Below are 24595 nucleotides of genomic sequence, written 5' to 3'. Positions count from 1 at the left end.
TCTTCGCTCCAAACTTAGGGGAGTGCTGGCATTTTTGGCAATTCCGGTGGCACCGCATGGAACAAGTTCTCGGGTAATATCGCGAGAATGTATTTGCTGTGGGGTGCCGAAAATCTCGGTTTCGTCGTCACTCAACGATCGACTCGCCGCATCGGCGCACGAGGGGCCACACGATGCGGTAACACCCGAGTATGTACAAGTGTCAACTGCTCCAGTTAGAGCCTCAGTGTCTGCTTAATGACATCCCACTGTGTCGACAGGTCGGCATTGCGTTTTTTGAAAATTCGGTCAGAAAGTGTTACTCCCGCCATGGCCTTTCCAGACTCGTATGAGTTCAGGCCACCAATCGTCTCGGCGGTGAAAGTCGGATCTGTTGGATTGTGGAGAAACAAGTCGTGAAGCTGTTTATAAATTGATTCGCAGCGACTGCGAAACCATTCTAGTCGTAGATAACGCACTATGACTTGCTCACCAAACACGGTAGCAGCAGCAATCGCCCCAAATGCAAGATCGTCCTCTCTCATCAAAAAAATAAATATCAGGAGCGCAACTCCGGCGCGGAACCGTTCAAACCTGAGCATTGATTTAGAGATTTCCTTGCTAAAGAACGCGTTTTCTAGCGCCATTGCCGCCAACCTTCTGTGGCCAGCCGGCATTTGATTATTGTAGTATCCGACAGTCGTCTCATGCGACAACGCTACTCCAAAGCTCTGAGATATCAAGTCAGCGGATCTTGCGGCTAATGCACGGGGTTGAAGATAGAGTCTGACTGCGGTGCCGATGATAAACGCCAGAACCGCTGCAATGACCAGACCCATTTGCAGCCTATCGTACAACTGCGCGTGGGTGGCTCGGTCAACGAGAATCAGGGTCGCCGACAGCCCAGTTGTGATCCAGAACAGCCACTCACCGAAGGCTTCGCCGATTTCGACGGGGCGATAGTACGTAGCGCGAATAGGGTCGTGACGCTGATTGTTAGCCATAAGAAGGATAGGGATCTCCGAAAATCGCTCGCCATTCGGCTATTGCAAACTCGTGGTTGCCGAGAAAACCATTCAGCCACGCCGAGTTTGCGTGGGTGCACGCGCTACGAAGTCTGTCGGAGAGTCCAATCCGATCTTGCGCCGTTAGGTAATCGTCGATGCGCGCCCCGTCGTAATGCACGGCTGTCAAAACACTGCCATGTACTGCATCAAAAAATCTGTGAAGGGCGAGCGGCAGGCTGCTGCAATCGCCTATTCCGAGAAACAGCACCGCAAGCGCCTCAATGTGGAAGCTTCGCAATATATCTCCGTGCTTCCAATTCCAGTACTTCATCATCTTTATGGCGCGCCGAAAATATTTACCATATGCAGCCGCAGCTTGCTCGACGCGTGCCGTATGTAGCTTCGGCATCGAGCGGATCCATGTCTCCGTGTTCATGTCGGGCACGTTCAGATACTGCGCATCTTCATATCGCTGACCATCGTGACTTGTGAAATACACGGGAACGACGTCGACGTCAGGAAAAGCAGTGTAGCGAAGCGTCACCGCTTGTCCGTTGCGCCTAACGCGCTCCTTGCCCGATAGCGCGGTTCGGATATCAAGTAATACTTGCGAGGGAAGACGGCCGGCGCAGTGCTTCCCATAGTGGAGGACGACAAAGATGTCCATGTCAGCACGGCCATGAAGCGCTGTGTATTTGGGGATTGAGCCGCCAGCGAAAGCATCGATCAAGTGGAATCGATTACCGAGTAGATTGAAAATGTGATCCCGGCGCGCCGACGCTAACGCGCGGAAGTCGCCTGAAAGATTGATCTCGTCGTAAAACTCCGCGAATGCTCCGTCTACGGTGTATGCCACGTAGAGCCCCCGATTTGTTGTCGGAAGATTATAAGCCCGCAGGATCGTCATTGCACTTGGACTGGCACGACGTTGGTGGCCGCTTAGTGCGGTGCAGCTGACGTTCCAGTGCCAGTCTGAAGCGGCTGCGAACGACTGGAACTAGCCGAATGCCGCCCCACGCGTTCAGCTATAACCAACCCGCAGAAGACGCCAGCCATTCCCAAAACCGGCCTTTGGGACCGCTTGACGCCCCCGTCTCGACCTGCATCCCTCTACCGCCTGCGCAACGCCTGAGCCAGTGCGTCCCCCGCAGCCAGAATATGCGAGGACAAGGCCGCACACGCTGCGTCCACATCCCCATCACGTATCGCCCGGACGATGTTCCGATGCTCGTCGTTCGAGCGATCGTGCCAGTCAAGTTGCTGCCACGTCGCGTACAAATGCCGTGCGCTTGCGCGATGCATGTCGCCAATCGCGTCGACGAGCCGCGGCATCCCGCACCGCGCGGTCAGTGCGCGATGAAATCTCAGGTTCAGCGTACCCAGCACGGCTATACCATGCGCCGCCGCCTCCTGATCGAGGATCGCATCGAGTTCCTCCAGCGCACGTGCGTCGAGAGCGGAAATCGCCTCGCGCAGCGCCAGCCCCTCGAAAGCAGCACGCATCTTTGCCATTTCAAGCACGTCCGCCGGCTCGAGCGGCGCCGCCCGCACGCCTCGCCGCGGTTCCACCACGGCCAGCCCCTGCGCTTCCAGGCGTCTGAACGCCTCGCGTACCGGCACATGACTCGCCCCGAACTCCGCCGCGATGTGGTCCTGACGCAGCCACTCCCCCGGCGCGATGACGCCCGAGATGATGCGGTCCCCCAGCGCGACGGCGATCCGATCGGCCAGCGAGCGATCCTCCTTGACTTCAAAGTTCATGCCGACCACCATGCATATATTATCTATTAAATTGTAACAAAATCGGAGGCTCGATGCGCCACCACCGTCCTGCACGCCTGCAGCACATTGCCGGCATCGGCGTCGATCGCATGGGTTCGATCGCCGATCATGCCGACGTCGACCTTTTGCGACTCGAGAATCTCGATACCGACATCCCACCCACTTCCGAGGCGCTCGCCTTCACCCGCGAGGCAATCCAGCGAGACGCGGCCAACTCCTATTTGCCATTCGTCGGCCAGGATCGGCTACGCGCGAGCGCTGCCGCCCACGTGTCGGGGCTTTCGGGGCAATGCTTCACGGCCGACCAGGTGGTGGTGTCGGCGGGCGGACTCTCCGGCATTCTGAACACGCTGCTCGCCACCGTCGAGACCGGCGACGAAGTCATCGTCACCGATCCGACGTACGCAGGCCTGCTGAACCGCGTCCGCCTTGCGGGCGGCGTGCCCAGGCAAGTACCGTTCGCCTTCGCGCCGGGCGGCGAGTGGAAGCTGGATCAGACCGCGCTGCGGGCAGCGATCGGTCCGCAAACACGGGCCATGCTGCTGATGTCTCCGTCGATGCCTTCGGGCGGGTTCTTCGATGCGTCCGACTGGCAACTGATCGCGAGCCTGTGTGTGCAGAACGATCTGCTGCTGATCCTCGACAGCGCGATGGAACGGCTGCTCTTCGATGGACGCACGGTCATCCATCCCGCCGGCCTGCCCGGCATGGCCGAGCGTACGGTCACGGTCGGCGCCGCGTCGAAAGAGCTGCGCATGATTGGCTGGCGCGTCGGCTGGATCGTCGCGCCGGAATGGCTGATTCCCGATCTTGTGGCCGTGTCGCTCGCCAATGTCGTGGTGCCGGTCGGCATTGCCCAGGAGGCCGCGGCGGTTGCGCTCGAACATTCTGCATCCGATCTGCCTGGCTACGTGAGCGAACTCGAGAGGCGCCGGGATACGGTCGCCGCCGAACTGTCAGGTCTTCCGTTCGGCATGCCGGCGGGCGGCTGGTCGATGCTGCTGCGGGTGTCCGATTTCGGCCTGACCGGATCGCAGATGTCGGAGCGGTTGCTGCGCCGTGGCGTATGTGCGACGGCCATGACCGGATGGGGCGTCGCACACGGCGAGCAGTACGTCCGATTCGTGTACTCGAACGAACCGGTCGAGCGGTTGCGCACGCTCGGGGACAAAGTACGCTTCGCCCTGGAAGACGCATGACGGTCGCCCACGAGAAAACTGAGTCGCGCGCAGGGCGTCGCCGGTTGGAGGCATCCGGCATTCCGTCCGTGATGGTCGAGCGAATTCACACGAGATCAATCCACATGACGTGATGCATCCGGCGCCGGGGCGGCGCGATGTCCCGGCCCCGGCTGGACGTGACATCGCGCGAACGCCCTACCGCCCCGCCGGCGGCTGCAGGATGTCCCGCGGAATCAATGCGATCAGCACGCAACTGATCAGCAGGCAGGCGCCGAGCGCATAGGTGCCGTTGTTGATGTCGCCGGTCATTTGCTTAGCGACGCCTGTGATCATCGAGCCCGTGAAGCCGGACAGGTTGCCCACCGAGTTGATCAGCGCGATGCCGGCCGCCGCGGCCGTGCCGGACAGGATCTGTCCGGGGAAGGTCCAGTAGATCGGCATCAGCGCGAGGATGCCGCACGTGGCGACGGTCAGGAACACGATCGACAGCGCCACGTTGTGGGCGAACGCCGCGCTCAGAATCAGGAAGACGCCGCCGATCAGCGCGGGAATCGCCGCGTGCAGGCGGCGTTCGCCGGTCCTGCGCGAGTGCGATGCGTTCCACACCATCGCGAAGATGGCCGTCAGGTACGGAATGGCCGTCAGCAAACCGATATGCAGCGGGCTCCGCACGCCCGACGCGCGGATGATCGACGGCAGCCAGAAGGCCAGCCCGTAGAAGCCGGTATTGAACGTGAGCAGGATGAAGGTGAGCAACCAGACGCGCGGGCTGCGCAGCGCGGCGCCGACGCTGTGCGACTTGTGCGCGGCCTCGGATTCGAGGTTGCGCGACAGCACCGCCTTTTCGTCGGCGGACAGCCACTTCGCCGACCGCGGGCCGTCGCCGAGGCACGCCAGCACGATGAACGCCACCACGATCGACGGCAGCCCTTCGAGCAGCAGCATCCATTGCCAGCCGCTCATGCCCGACAGGCCATGCGTCTGCTCCATCAGCCAGCCGGACAGCACGCTGCCCAGCGTCAGGCTCAGCGGGATCGCCACCAGGAAACCCGACATCGCCACGCTCTGGCGGCGCGCCGGGAACCAGTAGTTCAGGTACAGGATGACGCCCGGGAAAAACCCGGCTTCGCACAGCCCCAGCAGGAAGCGCAGCGTGTAGAACATCGTGGTCGTCTGCACGTGGAAGAACTGCGCGAGCGGCACGATGAAGGCCATCGACGACGACACGATGCCCCACGTGATCATGATCCGCGCGATCCAGAAGCGTGCGCCGTAACGATGCAGCAACAGGTTGCTCGGCATCTCGAACAGGAAATAGCCCCAGAAGAAGATGCTGGCGCCGAGCGCATAGACGCTGTCGCTCAGGCTCAGGTCGTCGAGCATCTGCAGCTTGGCGAAACCCACGTTGACGCGATCCAGATAGGCCACGACGTAGCACAGCAGCAGCAAGGGCAGGATGCGCCGCATGACCTTGCGATAAAGGGCGTCCTCGGACGAGTCGGCCGCGGCCGGTGCGGCAGCGGCCTGCGTAATGGATGGCATCGGTCTGTCTCCTGTTCGTTTAGGTCTTCTTCGTACCGGCGAGTGCGCTTGACGCATCGATGTTACCGATAACATCCGGTGGCAAAAAAAAGCCGACGAGGCGACGGGAGCGAGCAGTGCTTTGATACCGGTAACAAACGCCAAGGTAGCATGCAGCGACAGGCGCGTACAAGTCCCGCCGAACGCGTGGTTTCCCTAGTACGGGCGTCGCTTCGACGAGCGCATCGCGGCCGGCCTGCACGATATGCCGCACCGGTATGATGTAGCCTTTCCGGCTTTCTCCCGATCGCGATTCCGATGCCCAGTCCCACCGCCGTCCGGCCCGCCGGGCCGCCCCGCATGTCCGACGTAGCGCGCCTGGCCGGCGTATCGAAGATGACGGTGTCGCGCGTGCTCGCGGGCCACAGCGTGGCCGCCGAGACGCGCGCACGGGTCTGCGAGGCCATCGACCAGCTCGGCTACGTGGCCGACGCGGCCGCCGGTGCGCTGTCGTCCGGGCGGTCGGAATTCGTCGCGGTGCTGGTGCCGTCATTGTCGAGTTCCAACTTCTCGGACACCGTGCGCGGCCTGACCGATGCGCTCGAACCGCATGGCCTCCAGCTGCTGCTCGGCGACACCGACTACGACCTGGAACGTGAAGAACGGCTAGTGCGCTCGATGCTGCGACACCAGCCGCGCTGCATCGCGCTGACGGGTGCGCAGCACACCGATGCGACGCGCAAGGTGCTGGAGCGCTCGGCGATTCCCGTGGTCGAGATGTGGGATCTGCCCACGCGCCCCATCGACACCGCCGTCGGCTTCTCGAACGTGCGCGCCGCCCGTGCGATGGTGCGCCACCTGGCCGAGCGCGGTTACCGACGCATCGGCTTTCTGGTCGGCGCCAGCGAACTGGATCGCCGCGGCCTCGACCGACTCAAGGGTTACCAGGCAGAGATCAAGGCGCTGGGGCTGGGCGAACCGCGCGTCGTGCGGCTGGGCGAATCGCCGATCACGATGAGCCACGGCGGGCCCGCGATGGCGGCGCTGCTGGAGCAATGGCCGGATACCGATGCGGTGATGTGCGTGAGCGACATGTCGGCATTCGGCGCGATCATGGAATGTCACCGGCGCGGGCTTGCCGTACCCGCCGATATGGCCGTGGCCGGCTTCGGGAACTTCGAAGTGGCGGCGTGCTGCCACCCGACCATCACGACCGTGTCGGTGGACGCGTACGGCATCGGGCTACGCACGGGCGAAGCGTTGCTGGCGGCGCTGCAAGCGCGCGACGGCGGCGAGCGGACCGAGTCGCACAGCATCCGTATCGACTACACGATCGTCGCGCGGGAAAGCGCCTGACGGGTCGACGGCCGCCCACGTGCCGGCGCGCGACGTGCGCGGCGTTGCTCCGGCCCCCTGCCCTCACCTCCGCCACGCGCGCACAAATCCCTTCCGCAACGCAAAAAACCCGTGCTAACATCCAATCGATGTTACCGGTAACTATCCGGCACGCACAATCAAGAAGGCCCTTCGGAGACAGCCTGCCATGTCACAAATCCCTCGCCGCTTGCGCAGCCAGGAATGGTTCGACGATCCCGCGCACGCGGACATGACCGCGCTCTATGTCGAGCGCTTCATGAACTACGGGTTGACGCGCGAGGAGCTGCAGTCGGGCCGCCCCGTCATCGGCATCGCGCAGACGGGCAGCGACCTGGCGCCGTGCAACCGCCACCACATCGAGCTGGCCGAGCGCACCAAGGCGGGCATTCGCGACGCGGGCGGCATTCCGATGGAGTTCCCCGTGCACCCGCTGGCCGAGCAGAGCCGCCGGCCCACGGCCGCGCTCGACCGCAATCTCGCCTACCTCGGGCTGGTGGAAGTGCTGCACGGTTTTCCGCTGGACGGTGTGGTGCTGACGACCGGCTGCGACAAGACCACGCCGGCCTGCCTGATGGCGGCCGCGACCGTCGACATGCCCGCGATCGTGCTGTCGGGCGGCCCGATGCTCGACGGCTGGCACGAGGGCAAGCGGGTCGGCTCCGGCACGGTGATCTGGCATGCCCGCAACCTGCTCGCCGCCGGCGAGATCGACTACGAAGGCTTCATGCAGCTGACCACGGCTTCGTCGCCGTCGATCGGCCACTGCAATACCATGGGCACGGCGCTGTCGATGAACAGCCTCGCCGAGGCGCTGGGCATGTCACTGCCCGGGTGCGCGAGCATCCCCGCCGCCTATCGCGAGCGCGGCCAGATCGCTTACGCTACCGGCAAGCGCGCGGTCGAACTCGTTCGCGACGACCTGCGCCCGTCGACGATCATGACGCGCGCGGCGTTCGAGAATGCGATCGTCGTCGCGTCGGCGCTCGGCGCCTCGACCAACTGCCCGCCGCATCTGATCGCCATCGCGCGCCACATGGGCGTCGAGCTGAGTCTGGACGACTGGCAGCGCTTCGGCGAAGCCGTGCCGCTGCTCGTGAACTGCATGCCGGCCGGCGAATACCTCGGGGAGAGCTTCCATCGCGCCGGCGGCGTGCCCGCCGTGCTGCGCCAGCTCGACGCGGCCGGCCTGCTACGGCGCGACTGCCTGACCGTATCCGGCCGCGCGATCGGCGAGATCGCCGACACCGCGCAGGATGCCGACCGCGATGTGATCCGTACGCCCGACGCGCCGCTCAAGCACGGGGCCGGCTTCATGGTGCTGTCGGGCAACTTCTTCGACAGCGCCATCATGAAGATGTCGGTGGTGGGCGACGCCTTCCGCCGGACCTACCTGGCCGAGCCGGGCGCGGAGAATACGTTCGAGGCGCGCGCGATCGTGTTCGACGGCCCCGAGGACTACCACGCGCGTATCGACGATCCCGCGCTGAACATCGACGAGCGCTGCATCCTCGTGATCCGCGGTTGCGGCACGGTCGGCTACCCGGGCAGTTCGGAAGTCGTGAACATGGCGCCGCCCGCCGAGCTGGTGAAGCGCGGCATCACGTCGTTGCCGTGCATGGGCGACGGACGCCAGAGCGGCACGTCGGCCAGCCCGTCGATCCTGAACATGTCGCCGGAAGCCGCGGTGGGAGGCGGCCTCGCCTTGCTGCGCACGAACGACCGCGTGCGTGTGGACCTGAATCGCCGCAGCGTCGACGTGCTCGTCGACGCGGACGAACTCGCGCGCCGTCGCGAGACCGCGAGCTTCACCGTGCCGGAGGCGCAAACGCCCTGGCAGGAACTCTATCGCCGGTTCGTCGGCCAGTTGTCCACCGGCGGCTGCCTCGAACCGGCCACGCTGTACCTGAAGGTCATCGAGCAGCGCGGCAACCCGCGCCATTCGCACTGACTGCCCCGCCCCCGACTCTTGCCGAGCTGACCATGCGTACTCCTTCCGTTTCCGATTGCCTGCCGCACGACCTCGCCCACGCGCTGCTGATCGGCCGCGTCTGGCGGCACGACGGCGCCCACGCGGGGCCGAGCGTCGTCGCCGTGCGTGGCGGCGAAGTGTTCGACATCACGCGCACCGTGCCGACCACCGCGGACCTGTTCGACCGCCCCGATGCAGTCGCGCTCGCGCGCACGGCTCCCGGCGAATCGCTCGGCCGCGTCGAGCCGTTGTTGCAGGCGACGCTGGACGGCACGCCCGGCGCCACGCGCCTGCTCGCGCCGTGCGACGTGCAGGCCATCAAGGCGTGCGGCGTCACCTTCGCGGTCAGCCTGATCGAGCGCGTGATCGAGGAACAGGCCGGCGGCGATCCGGCCAAAGCGAGGGAGGTACGCGACACCATCGCCGCGACCATCGGCACCGATCTGTCGAAGATCGTGCCGGGCTCGGAAGCCGCACTGCGCCTGAAGGCGGAACTCGAGCGCCGCGGTGCATGGTCGCAATACATGGAAGTGGGCATCGGCCCGGATGCCGAGGTGTTCTCCAAGTCGCAGCCGATGTCCGCGGTCGGCTTCGGCGCGGACGTGGGGCTGCTGCCCGTGTCGGTGTGGAACAACCCGGAGCCGGAGATCGTGCTGGCGGTCGCCAGCGACGGCAGGCCGGTGGGCGCGACGCTCGGCAACGACGTGAACCTGCGCGACATCGAAGGCCGTTCGGCGCTGCTGCTCGGCAAATGCAAGGACAACAACGGTTCGTGCGCGATCGGCCCGTTCGTGCGGCTGTTCGACGACGGCTTCACGCTGGACGGCGTACGGCAGGCCAGCGTGTCGCTGCGCGTCGAAGGCGCGGACGACGGCTTCGTCCTCGACGGCATCAGCCACATGCGCGAGATCAGCCGCGACCCGGCCGACCTCGTCGCGCAGACCTGCGGCGCGCATCACCAGTATCCGGACGGCTTCATGCTGTTCCTCGGCACGATGTTCTCGCCGATCCAGGATCGCGACGCGCCCGGCGGCGGATTCACGCATCACCTCGGCGACCGCGTCACCATCTCCACGCCCGCGCTCGGCGCACTCGTCAACACCGTGCGGCTTTGCACGGAGATCGCGCCGTGGACCTTCGGCGTGCGCGCGCTGTATGCGAATCTGGCCGCGCGCGGGCTGCTTGCTGCGTGAAGGCGGCAGACGGGGCGTGCGAACCGCCGCGCATTGCTCGGTGGCGGTAGCCTCGTCGACGATCGGTCCGTGAAGCACCCGCGCAACGTCGCGTGCGATCGAACCCGCTTCACGTGCCGTTCGCCTGCTCCGGCGCCTCTTGTCGCGTATCAACCGCGACGCACCACGCCGCGCGAAGCGCGAAGGCAGAAGCGGGTCTGTCGGGCGCAAACGGAGCCCTTCGCCCCCTCGACGTGACGAGCTCGGATCGCTGTCGAAATTTTTTTTCGATGGCAGGTCACGCGCAAACGATTGCGCTCGGCAACCGTCCTAAATTGTTCACTCACCGTACCGATAATAAGGAAAGCTATTTGATACTGGACTTTCCCCATGAACGATCGACGGCTAACGGTTCGCACGAAGCTGATCATGGCTTTCGGACTTCTTACGTGCATGGTTGTGGTCGTCTCTCTCGTCGGCATCGTATCGCTCGCCAACGCGAACGCGGCATTCGATAACTATGTCAACGGCACCAACGCCCGCGCGACCCTCGTGGACAAGGTTCGCGTCGCGGTCGACCGGCGTGCGATCGCCGCCCGCAACCAGGTCCTGGCGGCGGGACCGCGCGATGCGGACCTCGAGAAGGAAGCGGCACTGCAGGCCGACCGCGAAGTCGGCACGCTGCTGGGCGAGCTGACGAATGCGGTCCGCGAGGGGAGCGGCGCGTCCGACAAGTCTCGTGAACTGGTTCGGCAAATCGCGGCGGTCGAGGCGCAGTACGGCCCCGTGGCGCGCGCGATCGTCGAAGCGGCGGCGAACAACCGGCGCGATCAGGCGATCACGATGATCAACGAACAGTGCCGACCGCTGCTGGCCCAGCTCGTCGCGGCCACCGAGGCATATGCGACGTACTCGCGCTCGCGGGCCGCCCAACTGGTGAAGGAATCGGAAGACCGATATACCTCGCGGCGACTGATGCTGATCGTGATCTGCATCGCCGCGGCGGCGGCCGCCGCGATCTCGGGCCTCTTCATCATCCGCGGCCTGCTGCGCTCGCTGGGCACGGAGCCTGCCGCGCTCAGCGAGATCGCCCGCCATATCGCCGCCGGCGATCTCGGCGCCGAATCCACGACCGGCGCCGCGCCGGCCGGCAGCGTACTGGCTTCCATGCGCGACATGCAGGCGAACCTGATCCGCCTGATCTCGGAAGTCCGTACCGCATCCGGCAACGTCGCGACGGGCGCCGGCGAAATCGCGTCCGGCAACCAGGACCTCTCCTCCCGCACGGAACAGCAAGCCGCATCGCTGCAGGAAACCGCCTCGAGCATCGAGCAACTGACATCCACCGTGCGTCTGAACGCCGACAACGCGCAGCAGGCAAGCGGCCTGGCCGACAACGCATCGGAAGTCGCCCAGCGTGGCAGCACGGCGGTCGGCCTGATGGTCGACACGATGACGGACATCAGCGCGAGCTCTGCCAAGATCGCCGAGATCACCGGAATCATCGAAGGGATCGCGTTCCAGACCAACATCCTCGCGCTCAACGCGGCCGTGGAGGCCGCCCGCGCCGGCGAGCAGGGCCGCGGCTTCGCGGTGGTGGCCAGCGAAGTCAGAAGTCTTGCGCAGCGCTCGTCGAGCGCCGCGAAGGAAATCCGCGAGCTGATCTCGCAATCGGTCCGGAAAATCCAGGACGGCTCGCATATCGCGAACAACGCGGGCGATACGATGAGCCAAGTCACGCACGCGATCTCGCGCGTGACCGACATCATGGGCGAAATCGCCGCCGCGTCGAACGAGCAGAGCCGCGGCATCGAGCAGGTCAATCTGGCGATTACGCAAATGGACGAAGTCACCCAGCAGAATGCCGCACTCGTCGAGCAGGCCGCCGCCGCATCGAAGTCGCTCGAGGAACAGGGGAACCGGCTTGCCGAGGCCGTATCGCTGTTCCGGCTGGACACCGGCACGGCGAAGGCGTAGCGACTCGACGCGCAGCCGCATATCCGCGACACGCGCATCGAATCGGCGTCCGCCATGTTCAGCACCCGAAATTAACCAGATAGTGGGAATTCACACCCGCCGCGTACGACGCGCAACAATTCCGTAACGACCGCGTAACGATCGCTCACCACAATCCTCCCTCTTCGACCATCAGGATGGAGTCTTGCATGTTTGCGTCACGAAGCCGTTTCCCGCTGCACGTCGCGGCATTGTCGAGTGCGATCGTATTGGCCGCCTGCGGCGGCGGCGACGACGTCGCGTCGACCGCCACGATCGCCGCGGCCGTTCCGGCGCCCCCCGCCGACCCCGGCTTCGTCGACAGCGCGCCGATCCCGAGCGCGCCCGCTTTCGTCGACAACGTCGCGACCAACCAGCGCGGCGATGCGCGCTATGCGACGCTGTCGACCAACGCCGCGGTGCGCGTGTTGAGCCGTTTCCTCGATCTCTGGCAACCGTCGACGATGCTGGTCGACGCGGGCGTGAGCGCGCCGGCGAACGGCGCGTTCCCGGCCATCTCGCCGTCGACCTGCTCCGGACTGCCGAACAGCGGCGTGCCGTGCGGCACGATCCTGAACGATGCGGTGCTGTCGGCCAACGTGCAGTACGTGATCGACGCGACGACCGCCCGTACGCCGCAGCAGGCCGATGCCGCGTACTACGACGACCGGCGCGGCAAGGGATACAGCGTGACCGACGGCATGGGTCCGCTCACCGCCGCGTGGCGCACCGCGGCCCAGCAGACGACCAGCATCACCAGCGTGCCCGCCGATGCCACGACCGTGCTGTACAACGACTCCGGCAACAACGTCGGCGTCGGCAGCAGCGGCAACGCCAGTTTCGGGAAGGTCGTCGACCTGCTCAACGAAATGGGCAACAACGCGTCGACCGAACCTTCGAAGCGCTTCTTCAAATACGCGCGTCCGTACCGCTGGAGCACGAGCGTGATCGTCGCGCCGACGCTGGTGCCGGCCGAAAGCGCGACGCCCGCGACCGACGGCGGCTTCATCAGCGGCCACACGGCCGAAGCGATGCGCGATGCGACGACGATGGCGTGGCTCGTGCCGGAACGCTTCCAGGAAATGGTCAGCCGCGGCCTCGAGCTCGGCGAGAACCGGATCCTGGCCGGCATGCATTCGCCGCTCGACGTGATCGGCGGGCGCATGCTCGCGCTGGCCGTCAGCGCGGCGAACCTGACCGCGTACGCCGGCGACGCGCAGGCCGCCTACACGCAAGCCCATCAGACGTTGCAACAACTGACGGGCACCAGCGCCACGACCTTCTCCGCATTCGCGCACGCCGGCACGACGGCCACCGACCGGTTCGCGGACTACACGACGAACAAGAGCGCGTTCCTGCGCCGCATGACGTTCGGCTTTGGCGCGATCGAATCGACGAACGCACCGCCGGTCGTGCCGAAGGGCTCGGAGATTCTGCTGCAGACGCGCTTTCCGTACCTGAGCGCCGACCAGCGGCGCGTCGTGCTGAAAACAACCGAACTGCCGTCCGGCTATCCGGTCATGGACGACGCGGAAGGCTGGGGTCGCCTGAACCTGTTCGCGGCGGCCGACGGCTACGGCGCGTTCAACGGCAACGTGATCGTGTCGATGGATGCATCGCAGGGCGGGCTCAATGCCGCCGACCTGTGGCGCAACGACGTCGCTGGCGCCGGCAAGCTGACGCTGCAGGGCAGCGGCACGCTGACGCTGGCGGGCAACAACGGCTACACGGGCGGCACGCAGGTGAGCGGCGGCACGCTGGCAGCCGCGTCGACGACGGCGTTCGGCAAAGGGGACGTGTACGTCGGACCGGGCGGCAGCGTGCGAATCGCGGCCGCCGCGCCGGTGACGATCGCCACCCGCTACACGCAGCTCGACAACACGACGCTCGAACTCGACATCGACGGCAACGGCGGCGGACGGCTGCGCGTGGGCGGCCCGCTCACCGTCGCGGGCGGCACGCTGCACGTGAAATTCGTGAACGGCTACGCGCCGAAGGCCGGCGACACCATCGCGCTAATCGACGGCGCGGCGGCTGCCGCGAAGTTCTCGACGGTGACGGTCGACGGGTTCAAGGCCACGCCGGCCTACACCGCGACGGGCGTGTCGATCACGCTGTCGGCGGCGTAGCCGACAACGATCGCCTGCCGGCTCGTGCCGGTTTCCGTCACGGGTGCTCCTTCGCGGCCTGATCGCGCGAGGAGCGTGCGCGGCGCGTCACATGATCGCGCCGCGCAGCCACGGTACGAACTCGCGTTCGCCGATACCGTTGTCCTCGCTGCGCGATCGTCGTCCGGAGGCGACGTCGAGCATCAGCCGAAACAGCCGCGCGCCCGCTTCGTCGACCGTGAGCGAACCGGCGACGATCCCGCCGCTGTCGAAATCCATGTCCGATTGCATCCGCTCGAACAGGCCGGTCGTCGTCGCGATCTTGATCGTCGGCACCGGCTTCGAGCCGAACACCGAACCGCGGCCCGTCGTGAAGCACACGAGATTCGCGCCGCCGGCGATCTGCCCGGTCGCCGACACCGGGTCGTAGCCGGGCGTATCCATGAACACGAGCCCGGCTTGCCGCACCGGCTCCGCATAGTCGTAGACCGCGCGAAGCGGCGAGCGCCCGCCCTTCGACACCGCGCCGAGCGACTTCTCGAGAATCGTCGTGATGCCGCCGGCAAGGTTGCCGGGGGACGGGTTGTTGTTCATTTCGCCGCCGTGATCGGCGACGTAGCGCTCCCACCATTGCAACCGGCCGAGCAGACGCTCGGCGACGTCGCGCGAGGCCGCCCGCGCGATCAGCAGATGCTCCGCGCCGTAGATCTCGGGCGTCTCGGACAGAATCGCCGTGCCGCCGTTGCGGACCAGCAGATCGACGGCCGCGCCGAGCGCCGGATTCGCCGTGATGCCCGAATAGCCGTCGGACCCGCCGCATTGCAGGCCGACCGTCAGCCGCGATGCCGGCACCGCGCTGCGACGCGCGCCGTCGGCCACCTCCAGCAACGCGCGCACGATCGACACGCCTCGGGCAACGGTGTCGCGCACCCCGCCTTCGTCCTGGATGACCAGCGTGCGCACGGTGCCCGGCGCGGCCGCGTCGAGCCGTTCCGCGAGCGCGCCGACCTGATTGACCTCGCAACCGAGACCCACGAGCAGCACGCCGGCGAAGTTCGGGTTGCGTGCATAACCGACGAGCGTGCGGCGCAGCAGTTCGATGCCGTCGCCGGTCGCCGACATGCCGCAGCCGCTCTGATGGGTGATCGCGACGACGCCGTCGACATGACCGAACGCATCGAGCGCGCCGTGCCGGTACGCATCGGCGATCGCATGACAGACGCTCGCCGAACAGTTGACGCTCGCGATCACGCCGACGTAGTTGCGGGTGCCCACGCTGCCGTCGGGCCGCACGAATCCGTCGAAGGTGTCGCCGCGATCCGCCGGAACCTCGTGCGCATCGCCGGCAGGCCCGTCGTCGTGCGCATGACGCTCGGGCATCCCGACGTTGTGCACGTGCACGTGCTCGCCCGCGGCGATGTCGCGCAGCGCGATGCCGATCGGCTGCCCGCATTTGACGATCGCGTCGCCGCGCGCGATCGGCGCCGTGGCGACCTTGTGGCCGGCCGGCACCGCGGCCGCCGGCCGCAACGGCGCGCCGTGCACGTCGATCGGCACGTCCGGCGCCAGCGCGTCGAGTGCGACGGCGACGTTGTCGTCGCCGTGAAGGATCACGATTGCCGGTTGCTTCACGATGCAGTTCTCCCTGTCGTTGCGACGCCTGCCGGGTCGCCGGCCGGGTCGCCGGCCGCCGGATCGCCGGCCGCCATGCCATGGCGGGCGACGAGTTGCCGCAACCGAGGCTGTTCGGCCGGCAGCGCCAGCGAATCCGCGAGCGCGAGCAACGGCTCCATTCGCCGCGCCACCTTCTCGCGATGATTGACCGCGATATCGGCGATGCGATGCGCGAGAAACGGATTGAGAAAGCGCTCGCGCACGCTGTCGACATAGTGTTCGGCCGTTTCGCGCAGGCCCAGCGCCACGAATACCGGCGCGACTTCATCGCGCCACACCGCCTCGAGACCGTCGCGCAGCCGCGCATCGTTCATCGCGTCCAGCACCGTTTCCGATGCGTCGCGCCCCGCCGCGAGCCACTGCTCCGCGAGCCAGCTGTGCCCGAGATTGAGGAAGAACAGCTTCAGGCGCTCATGGCTGCGCAAATCGTCGGTGACGACGATCTGCGCGTGCCGGCACGGCAACGCCATGCCGGCACGCCGTTCGATCGCCCATAGCGCGTAGGGCTCCGCGATCGCGCCGACCGGATGCAGCGGCTCGGACACGATGCGGTCGACGAGCGAGTTGACCCACACGCAGCGGTGGCGCAGATAGTCGGCGAACGCGTCGGGCAGCCGCCACCGGCGCGCGAGGTCCAGCACGATGTCGCGCAGCGTGTCGCCGTTGTTCGTCACCAGCTCGCAAGGCAGGATGGAGATGCCATCGTCGGGACGCACCTGCCAGCGCGCATGCAGCAGCACGAGCAGCTTCGCCGGAAAGCCGCGCGGGGTCTGCTGCGGCCGGTCCGGCAGGTCCGCCGCGTCGCGCGGATCGGTGCGATAGCCTGCGTCGCCGGTGTTCGATACGATCACGCGGACCGTCTCGATCGCGGCGCGGCGTATCTCCGCCCAGTCGCGCTCGGCGTCCCATGCGCGATGCACGGCGCGGCATTCGACGACTTCGTCGACGATGCCGCCGCGGTCGCGCCCGCGAATCCGCACCGGATAGCGACCGGTCGCGCGCAGCGCGTCGATGCGGGCGCGGCTGGCCGGATTGCCGGTCGTCTGCACGATGCCGATGCCGCCCATCGCGTTGCCGTCGTCCAGCGCCTGGGAGACGAACAGGTCGACATGCGCCAGCAGGAAGCGGCTCGTGCCGAATTGCAGGATCGGCGGCGTCATCGCATGCGCTCCACGTGCCGGATTCGACGGATCAACATTCGACGAGCGCCTTCACGACGGTCTGCCCCGCTTCCAGCAGACGCGGAAGCGCGTCCGGCACCTCGTCGAGCCGCATCCGGTGCGTGTTCAGCGCACGGTCCGGAATACGCCCTGAACGCATCGCGTCGAGCACCGTCGCGAAATCCTCGGCGGTGGCATTGCGGCTTGCGAGCAGCGTGGTTTCCCGCTTGTGGAATTCGGGATCCGAAAACGCAACGTGCCCGCGCACGATCGAGATCAACGTGTATTTGCCGCCGTGCGCGACGAATTCGAAACCGCGATTCATCGCATCGAGGTTGCCCGTCGCGTCGAATACCGCATCGAAATACTCGCCGTCGGTCAACGACGCGAGACGCGCCGCGTCGTCTTCCCCCACTTCCACCGCCGCATCGACCGCCAGGTGCTCGCGGCAAAACGCCAGCCGATCGGCCCGCGTGTCGAGGCACGTGACGTCGGCGCCGCGCAGCTTCGCGAAGATCATCGCGGCCATGCCGATCGGCCCGGCGCCGACGACCAGCGCCCGCTGTCCGGCACGGACGTCGGCGCGCCGCACCGCATGCGCGCCGATCGCAAGAAATTCCAGCATCGCCGCCTGGTCGAGCGAAATGCCGTCGGCCTTGTGGACGAACTGGGCGGGCACGCTGAGGTATTCGGCCAGCGCACCGTCGCGATGCACGCCGAGCACCTTGATGTTGACGCAGCAGTTCGTGTTGCCGTGACGGCATGCGATGCAATGCCCGCACGACAGATACGGCATCACGTACACAGCGTCCCCGACGTCGAGCCCCGACTCGGGTTCCGCCTCGACGACCACCGCGGAAAGCTCGTGACCCATCACGCGCGGATAGTCGAGGTATGGCTGGTTGCCGGTGAAGATGTGCAAATCGGTGCCGCAGATGCCGACACGTTGCACGCGCAACAATACTTCGCCGCTGCCGCGCACGGGCAGTTCGCGATGCTGCACGCGCAGCACGCCGGGGGATTCGCAAATCACGCTGAGCATGTCGGGTTCCTTTCGTTCTGGTTCATTCGTCGTGGCGTGCGGTGTCGATCCGGTAAAAGCGGCGCGCGTTGCCGCCGAAAAGATCGGCCAGTGAAGCCGAGCCAAGCAACCGCGTGCAATCGTCCTCGCACGCAGCCAGCCATTCGCCGTAGCCGCCGCATGCCGACGCCAGCCGCAGCACCGGCCAGTCGCTGCCCCACATCAGGCGCGTCGGCCCGAACAGCTCGGCCAGCGCGTGGACATACGGCCGCGTGCGCGCCCGCACGGCATCCGGGCCGGCCGACGACCCGGCCTCCGTCCAGAGGCCGGACAGCTTGCAATGCAGGTTCGGCAGGCTCGCGAGCCGGCGCATCGACGACAGCCACGGCTGCAACTCGCCGCGCTCGACGAATGGCTTGGCGCCGTGGTCGATCACGATCGGCAGATCCGGATGGCGTCGCGCGAACGCATGCAGCGCATCGAGATGGCGCGGCATCACCAGCGCATCGAAACCGAGCCCATGCTCGAGCATCGCGGCGACTGCGCGATCCAGCCGCGGATCGTCGATCCATGCGTCGTCGGGCAGATCCTGCAGCATCGGTCGCAAGCCGCGCGCCTTCGGCGCGGATGCAAACGCCGCGATCCGCGCCGGCGCGTCGTCGGCCTTCATGTCGACCCAGCCGACCACGGCGCCGACGCTCGGCGTGGCGGCCGCGAGATCGAGCAGAAAGCGCGTGTCGGCTTCGCTCGGCAGCGATTGCACGAGGACGGTGGTATCGATGCGCGCGGCATCGAGCAGCGGCGCCAGATCGGCGGGGCCGAAATCGCGGTGAATCGCGTCGAGTTCGGCCGGCGGCCAGCAGCCGGCCCGCGCGCCGATTCGCCAGTAATGCTGATGGGCGTCGATGCGTGCGGTCATGCGCGTGCCCCCGGAACCGGCGCGCGCGCGTCGATCAGACCTTCGTCGCGCAGCGCATCCCACAGTTCGGCCGGCGCGGGGCGCTCGAACCATTCGATGTTCTGCTTAAGCTGAGCCACGCTGCGCGCCCCGACCACGCACGACACGACGGCCGGATGGCCGAACGGAAACTGCAATGCAGCGGCGGGAAGCGGCACGTCGAAGCGGTTGCACAGCGCGCCGAGCCGCGTGGCCTTGTCGATCACGTCGGCGCTCGCATCCGCATAGTTGAACTTGCCGTTGCCGGCAAGCACGCCGGAATTGAACACGCCGCCGATCACGATACCCGTCCCTTCACGGGCGCACGCATCGAGCAGCGGTTCCAGCGCCGTCTGTTCGAGCAGCGTGTAGCGGCCGGCCAGCAGCACGGCGTCGAGCGCCGCTTCGTTCAGCGCATCGGCCGCGACTTCCCATTCGTTCACGCCAAGACCGAACCCGCCGATCTCGCCGCCCGCGCGCAGCGCGTCCAGCGCGCGAAACCCGCCGCCGCGGGTCAACTGCTCCCAGTAGTGCGCGTGACGATCGCCGTGCGTCATCGCGCCGATGTCGTGCACATACAGCAGGTCGATCCGCGCGAGCCCGAGCCGTTGCCGGCTGTCGTCGTGCGAACGCATGATGCCGTCGTAGCTGTAGTCGTAGACCGGCCGGAACGGCAACGGCTCGGCCCAGCCGTCGTCGCCTGGCCGCACGCTCGCGTCGGCGCGCATCAGCCGCCCGACTTTCGTGCTGAGCGTGAAGGCGCCGCGCTCGCGCGGGGCGAGCCCCGCCCCCGTGCGCCGCTCGGACAGCGTGTAACCGTAATAAGGCGCGGTGTCGAAGTAGCGCAGGCCGGCCGCCCACGCGGCGTCGACGAGCGCGGCGGCGTCGGCGGCCGACATCGGACGATAAAGGCCGCCGAGCTGCGAGCAGCCGAGACCGAGCGCGGACACCGTCAGCCCGCTGCGCGGCAACATGCGCGTATCGTTTGCATTCATGCGTCGTGACTCGATGCGGGAAAGCGGCACGGCCGGTCAGTACAGGACATTCTTCGCCGCCTGCGAATCGAGGTTCTGCTTGTCGACCATCACGACGCCGGTATCGATCAGCTTCGGCGCGGGCTTGCGCTCGATGACGTCGAGCGCCGTGCGCACGCCCTGGTTCCCCATTTGCCACGAGCCCTGCACCGCGATCGCCTGCACGGTGCCGTCGCGCACGAAGCCCTGCAGGTCCTCGTTGCCGTCGAACCCGATCGCCACCACCTTGCCCGCCTTGCCCGACTGCTTCAGTGCGCGGCCCATCCCGACCGCGGTCGGCTCGTTCGCGCCGAAGATGCCCTTCAGGTCCGGATTCGCCGACAGCACGTCGGTCGTCTGGTTCAGCGCGGTCGCCATTTGCGATTGCGAGTAGTACGGACCAACGACCTGCAGCTTCGAATGGCTCTCGATATACTTGCGGAACCCGCCGACGCGGCTGACCTCGGACCCGGCGCCCGGCACGTACGACATGATCGCGATCTTGCCGGACTGCCCGACGCGGTCGATCAGCGCCTTCGCGCACAGCGCGCCCGCCTTCTCGTTGTCGGTCGACAGGAACGCCTGGTAATACGGCTTGCCGGCATCCGCGATGGCCGAATCGATCAGCACGACGGGAATATGCGCTTCCCACGCCTTCTTGATCGCGGGTACCAGCGCATCGGGGTCGGACGGCGCGAGCACGATGCCCGCCACATGGCGCGTGACCGCGTTGTCGACCATGTTCACCTGTCCGCTGATGTCGGACTCGGCCGCCGGCCCCTGGAACGTCATCGTGTAGCCCTTGGCCCCGTCGAGCGCCGCCTTCGCGCCTTTCTGCACGTTCTGCCAATAGTTCGAATTGACCGTCTTGACGATCACGGCGATCTCGCCGCCCGCCGCATACGCGCCGCTGTTGCACGCCGCGAATACGCACGCCGATGCCGCCAGCAGGATGGGTTTGTTCATGTCTCGCTCCGCTTCTCGTTGGTAGGGACTGCTTGCTGCCGGTCAGGGCCGGCGACTGCGCAACTGGTCGATCCAGACCGTGCCCAGGATCACGACGCCGATGATGATCTGCTGAATGAAGCTCGACACGCCGTTCATGTTCAGGCCGTTGCGCAGCACGCCGATCACGAACGCGCCGATCGCCGTGCCGGAAATCGTGCCGACGCCGCCCATCAGCGACGTGCCGCCGATGACCGAACTGGCGATGGCGTCGAGCTCGTACATGACGCCCTCGTTCGGCTGCCCCGTGACGAGCCGCGACATCAGCACGCAGCCGGTCACGCCCGCGAGCGCGCCGGACAGCACATAGGTGAACAGCTTCACGCCCTGCACGTTCACGCCCGAGAGCCGGGCCGCCTCCGCGTTCGACCCGACCGCGTAGATATGACGGCCGAGCGACGTTCGAGACAGCAGGACGGACACCACGACGAACAGCACGACCATGATCACGACCGGATACGGAATGCCGGGAAAGGTCGTGTCGGGGAACCCGTCCGCGCCGATGCGCGAGATCCGCAGCAGCGCACCGTTGCCGAGTGCGCCGAACGCGTCGCCGAGATCCGATACCGGCCGGGCGCCCGTGATCTGGAGCGCGATGCCGCGCGCGACGAGCATCATGCCGAGCGTCGCGATGAAGGGCGGCAGGCCCATGCGCGTCACGCAAATGCCGTTGACGAACCCGCACAGCGCGCCGACCAGGATGCCGGCCGCCATGGCCGCCGGCACCGGCACGCCGGCCTTGACCAGCAGCGCCGCGCACACGCCGGCCAGCGCGAGCACCGAGCCGACCGACAGGTCGATGCCGCCCGTGATGATCACGCAGGTCGCGGCCACGCCCAGATAGGCGATGGACGTGACCTGCAGGCCGACGGTCATCAGGTTGTCGACCGAGAAGAACGCCGCGCTCGAAATCGAAAACGCGAACACGAGCACGACCAGGCTGCCCAGCGCCGCGAACTTCTGGATCAGGTCGCGCCGCCGCTGTCGCGCCGCCCGTTCGTCGGCCTGGCTTCGATCGGATGTCATTTCAAGCATGGGAACGCCCCGACGCGTAGTGCATGATCTCCTCCTGACTGGTGTGTTTGGTGTCGAGAAACGCGGTCAATCGACCTTCGTGAAAAACGGCGATCCGATCGGTCATGCCAAGCAGCTCCGGCAGTTCCGAACTGATCAGCACCACGCCGACGCCGTCGGCGGCGAGCCGGTCCATCAGCCCGTAGATCGCGAATTTCGCGCCGACGTCGATCCCGCGCGTCGGCTCGTCGAAGAACAGGATCTTCGAACCGCGGTAGAGCCATTTGCCGATGACGACCTTCTGCTGGTTGCCGCCGGACAGATTGCGCACGCGCTGATGCACGGACGGCGTGCGAATCGCGAGGTCCTGCACGTAGCGGCGCGCCACGTCCAGCTCGGCGTCGAAGCGCAGGAAACCGAGGCGCGACGAGATACCGCGCACGTTCGCGAGCGTGAGGTTCGCCGCGACGGGCATCGGCAGCGCGAGCCCTTCTTTCTTGCGGTCCTCCGACAGATACGCGATGCCGTGCCGGATCGCCTCGCGCGGCGAGCGGATCGTCACGGGCCGGCCGTGCAGCGCGATCGTGCCGCCGTCGGGGCGGTCCGCGCCGAAGATCGCGCGTGCGATCTCGGTGCGCCCGGCGCCCATCAATCCCGCGAAACCCAGGATCTCGCCGCGGCGCAGCGCGAACGACACCGGCCCGAACACACCGTCGCGGCGCAGTTCCCGCACGTCGAGCAGCACGTCGTCCGTCGGCACCGATTGCCGTGACGGATAGGCGTCGTCGAGCGTCCGCCCGACCATGCGCGCGACGATGTCGTCGATGCTCACGTCGGCGAAATCGTCCGTCGAGATGTGGCGCCCGTCGCGCAACACCGTCACGCGATCGACGATCTGCGCCATTTCGTCGAGCCGGTGCGAGATATACAGAATCGCCACGCCGTCGGCGCGCAGTTCCTCGATGATGCGAAAGAGCTGCACCGTTTCCGTTTCGGTCAGCGACGACGTGGGTTCGTCCATGATCAGCACGCGCGCATCGAGCGACAGCGCCTTCGCGATCTCGACCATTTGCTGCTGCGCGATGGACAGCACGCCGACCTTCGTCGTGGGCGCGACATTCAGGCCGATTCGCGCGATGCAGCGCGCCGCATCCGTATTCATGCGCCTCGTATCGACGAACGGCCCGCGCCGCGGCTCGCGTGCGAGAAACAGGTTCTCCGCCACGCTCAGGTGCGGGACGAGATTGAGTTCCTGGTGAATGATCGCGATGCCCGCCGCCTGCGCTTCGGATGCCGAACGAAATCGCACCGGCGCGCCGCGATAGCGAATCACCCCCTCGTCGGGCAGGTACTGACCGCTGATGATCTTCATCAGCGTGGATTTGCCCGCGCCGTTTTCGCCGCACACCGCATGCACCTCGCCGCGGCGCAGATCGAGGCGAATCCGGTCGAGCGCGACGACGCCCGGGAAGCATTTGCGAATCCCTTCCAGGCGCAGGATCTCCCGGTCCGCTTCGTCCTGAGCGGCCTGACCGGGCAGATTGCGAGGCATTGCCATTGCGTCTCCTTGGGGTGGATCGACCTCGGCAGGCTCTGGTCAGTCCAATTTAGACGAATTACAGCAATCAAACCAATTTTGGTCAAGCCAATTTAACTATTCACATCTGATCTTACCAATGGTGAAAACCCGCACATCGGGATGAACGGGCCGCCGCAAAGGGCGAAGCAGCGTGCGTGATAGACTCCGCGACACGCGCTTGCGCCGAAAGCGCATTGACCCCATTGCATCGAATGAAATCGACAGAACCCAAGCGGCTTTACCAATCGGTCGCGGCCCAGATCGTCGCGTTGATTCGTCAGGGCGAATTCGCGATCGGCGAGCGGCTGCCGCCGGAACGCGAGCTGGCGCTGACGCTCGGCGTATCGCGCCCGTCGCTTCGCGAGGCGCTGATCGCGCTGGAAATTGGCGGCCAGATCGAAATCCGGATGGGCTCCGGCGTCTATGTCCGCGACACGGCGGCCGACGATGTCGGCACGATGGTCACGCTCGGCGACAGCCCGTCGGAATTGATGCAGGCCCGCGCGGCCGTCGAAGGCAGCGTCGCCGCACTGGCCGCCGCGCGGATGACGGCCGCGATGCTCGAGCGCCTGCGCCGCACCGTTCAGCGCATGAAGCGGCTCGCGGAGGCCGGCAAATCCCCGGTCGAAGCCGACCGGCAGTTCCACATGCTGATCGCGGAAGCCGCCGGCAATTCGGTGCTCACCCGCTTCGTCGGCGAGCTGTTCGACAGCCGTCACGACCCGATCGCGACGGCCATGCGCGGCCACGCGGAGAATCCTCAGACCTGGACCGCCGCCGTGCGCGAGCACGAGGACGTGCTCCTCGCGCTGCAGGCCGGCGACCCGATCGCGGCGCAGACGGCCATCCGCGCGCATCTTCGCGCGTCCGAGGCGCGCTGGATCGACGGCGGGCTGAAAGCCGATCCCGACTGATCGCGCACCGGCGCCGGCACGCGTCGGCGAGCGCGTCGTCATGTGACGCCAGCCCGGTTTCCGTCCCTCTCTTCCCCTCCTTCGCGGCCGCGTGCCGCGCCGTTTCGCGTTGCGCGTCCGTTCTGAAAATTACGATTGCAAATGCCTCTCATTTGCATTAAATTGCCGCGCAAATGTACTGTTTGGA

General features: G+C 66.5%; 19 protein-coding genes. 7 read left to right on the top strand and 12 right to left on the bottom strand.

The genetic code is table 11. The features are described from left to right. Positions 1-215: 215 nt before the first annotated feature. The 3 genes from CFB46_RS33990 to CFB46_RS33980 form a co-directional block, all read right to left on the bottom strand. On the bottom strand, positions 216-983 hold the full coding sequence (locus tag CFB46_RS33990; RefSeq protein WP_027786602.1) for a DUF4149 domain-containing protein: 768 nt from the start codon (positions 981-983) through the stop codon (positions 216-218). Beyond that, positions 976-1893 (bottom strand): nucleotidyltransferase domain-containing protein, encoded by a 918-nt coding sequence (locus CFB46_RS33985; protein WP_089502469.1) that lies wholly within the window; start codon positions 1891-1893, stop codon positions 976-978. Before CFB46_RS33985 ends, CFB46_RS33990 begins: the two co-directional genes overlap by 8 nt. A gap of 203 nt (positions 1894-2096) precedes the next feature. After that, positions 2097-2747, bottom strand: coding sequence for a GntR family transcriptional regulator (locus tag CFB46_RS33980; protein WP_227789465.1), 651 nt, complete (start codon positions 2745-2747; stop codon positions 2097-2099). Positions 2748-2800: 53 nt separating this feature from the next. On the opposite strand from CFB46_RS33980, the gene CFB46_RS33975 reads away from it, so the two are divergent. After that, the gene (locus CFB46_RS33975; RefSeq protein ID WP_027786599.1) at positions 2801-3967 is read left to right on the top strand and encodes a pyridoxal phosphate-dependent aminotransferase; all 1167 of its coding nucleotides are present in this window, start codon (positions 2801-2803) and stop codon (positions 3965-3967) included. A gap of 177 nt (positions 3968-4144) precedes the next feature. Here CFB46_RS33975 and CFB46_RS33970 read toward each other — a convergent pair whose 3' ends face one another. Further along, complete coding sequence (locus tag CFB46_RS33970; protein WP_027786598.1) at positions 4145-5491, bottom strand: MFS transporter; 1347 nt, start codon at positions 5489-5491, stop codon at positions 4145-4147. 297 nt (positions 5492-5788) lie between these two features. Between CFB46_RS33970 and CFB46_RS33965 the strand changes: the two genes are divergently transcribed. From CFB46_RS33965 to CFB46_RS33945, 5 genes are all read left to right on the top strand, one after another. Continuing rightward, positions 5789-6826 carry a LacI family DNA-binding transcriptional regulator gene (locus CFB46_RS33965; protein ID WP_027786597.1) on the top strand — a complete coding sequence of 346 codons (1038 nt, stop codon included), beginning with the start codon at positions 5789-5791 and terminating at the stop codon, positions 6824-6826. Between the two features lie 187 nt (positions 6827-7013). After that, positions 7014-8795 (top strand): IlvD/Edd family dehydratase, encoded by a 1782-nt coding sequence (locus tag CFB46_RS33960; RefSeq protein ID WP_027786596.1) that lies wholly within the window; start codon positions 7014-7016, stop codon positions 8793-8795. A 32-nt stretch (positions 8796-8827) separates the two neighbouring features. Then, the gene (locus CFB46_RS33955; protein ID WP_027786595.1) at positions 8828-10009 is read left to right on the top strand and encodes a fumarylacetoacetate hydrolase family protein; all 1182 of its coding nucleotides are present in this window, start codon (positions 8828-8830) and stop codon (positions 10007-10009) included. A gap of 369 nt (positions 10010-10378) precedes the next feature. Next, positions 10379-11965, top strand: coding sequence for a methyl-accepting chemotaxis protein (locus CFB46_RS33950; protein WP_027786594.1), 1587 nt, complete (start codon positions 10379-10381; stop codon positions 11963-11965). A 188-nt stretch (positions 11966-12153) separates the two neighbouring features. After that, positions 12154-14112 carry a phosphatase PAP2 family protein gene (locus tag CFB46_RS33945; RefSeq protein WP_027786593.1) on the top strand — a complete coding sequence of 653 codons (1959 nt, stop codon included), beginning with the start codon at positions 12154-12156 and terminating at the stop codon, positions 14110-14112. Between the two features lie 87 nt (positions 14113-14199). On the opposite strand, the gene CFB46_RS33940 is transcribed toward CFB46_RS33945, so the two are convergent. The 8 genes from CFB46_RS33940 to CFB46_RS33905 are packed head-to-tail and all read right to left on the bottom strand — an operon-like array spanning position 14200 to position 23473. After that, complete coding sequence (locus tag CFB46_RS33940; RefSeq protein ID WP_027786592.1) at positions 14200-15723, bottom strand: UxaA family hydrolase; 1524 nt, start codon at positions 15721-15723, stop codon at positions 14200-14202. Next, positions 15720-16925, bottom strand: a complete 1206-nt coding sequence (locus CFB46_RS33935; protein WP_227789466.1) for a mannitol dehydrogenase family protein — start codon at positions 16923-16925, stop codon at positions 15720-15722. Before CFB46_RS33935 ends, CFB46_RS33940 begins: the two co-directional genes overlap by 4 nt. A 31-nt stretch (positions 16926-16956) precedes the next feature. Beyond that, entirely contained in the window at positions 16957-17967 is a 1011-nt protein-coding gene (locus tag CFB46_RS33930; protein WP_027786591.1) for a zinc-binding alcohol dehydrogenase family protein, read from the bottom strand. A gap of 22 nt (positions 17968-17989) precedes the next feature. Continuing rightward, positions 17990-18865, bottom strand: a complete 876-nt coding sequence (locus CFB46_RS33925; RefSeq protein WP_027786590.1) for an amidohydrolase family protein — start codon at positions 18863-18865, stop codon at positions 17990-17992. Further along, positions 18862-19878, bottom strand: coding sequence for an aldo/keto reductase (locus tag CFB46_RS33920; RefSeq protein ID WP_027786589.1), 1017 nt, complete (start codon positions 19876-19878; stop codon positions 18862-18864). The genes CFB46_RS33925 and CFB46_RS33920 overlap by 4 nt, the downstream gene beginning before the upstream one ends. A 36-nt stretch (positions 19879-19914) precedes the next feature. Next, a complete protein-coding gene (locus tag CFB46_RS33915; protein ID WP_027786588.1) occupies positions 19915-20862 on the bottom strand; it encodes an ABC transporter substrate-binding protein in 948 nt (315 codons plus the stop codon). Positions 20863-20904: 42 nt separating this feature from the next. Continuing rightward, on the bottom strand, positions 20905-21936 hold the full coding sequence (locus CFB46_RS33910) for an ABC transporter permease (protein WP_027786587.1): 1032 nt from the start codon (positions 21934-21936) through the stop codon (positions 20905-20907). Continuing rightward, entirely contained in the window at positions 21929-23473 is a 1545-nt protein-coding gene (locus CFB46_RS33905) for a sugar ABC transporter ATP-binding protein (RefSeq protein ID WP_027786586.1), read from the bottom strand. The genes CFB46_RS33910 and CFB46_RS33905 overlap by 8 nt, the downstream gene beginning before the upstream one ends. Positions 23474-23706: 233 nt before the next feature. On the opposite strand from CFB46_RS33905, the gene CFB46_RS33900 reads away from it, so the two are divergent. Beyond that, complete coding sequence (locus CFB46_RS33900; protein WP_027786585.1) at positions 23707-24408, top strand: FadR/GntR family transcriptional regulator; 702 nt, start codon at positions 23707-23709, stop codon at positions 24406-24408. The last annotated feature ends 187 nt before the right edge of the window (positions 24409-24595 follow it).

This window comes from Burkholderia sp. HI2761, assembly GCF_002223355.1.
Lineage (GTDB): Bacteria > Pseudomonadota > Gammaproteobacteria > Burkholderiales > Burkholderiaceae > Burkholderia.
This window is presented reverse-complemented; position numbering and strand designations above follow the sequence as displayed.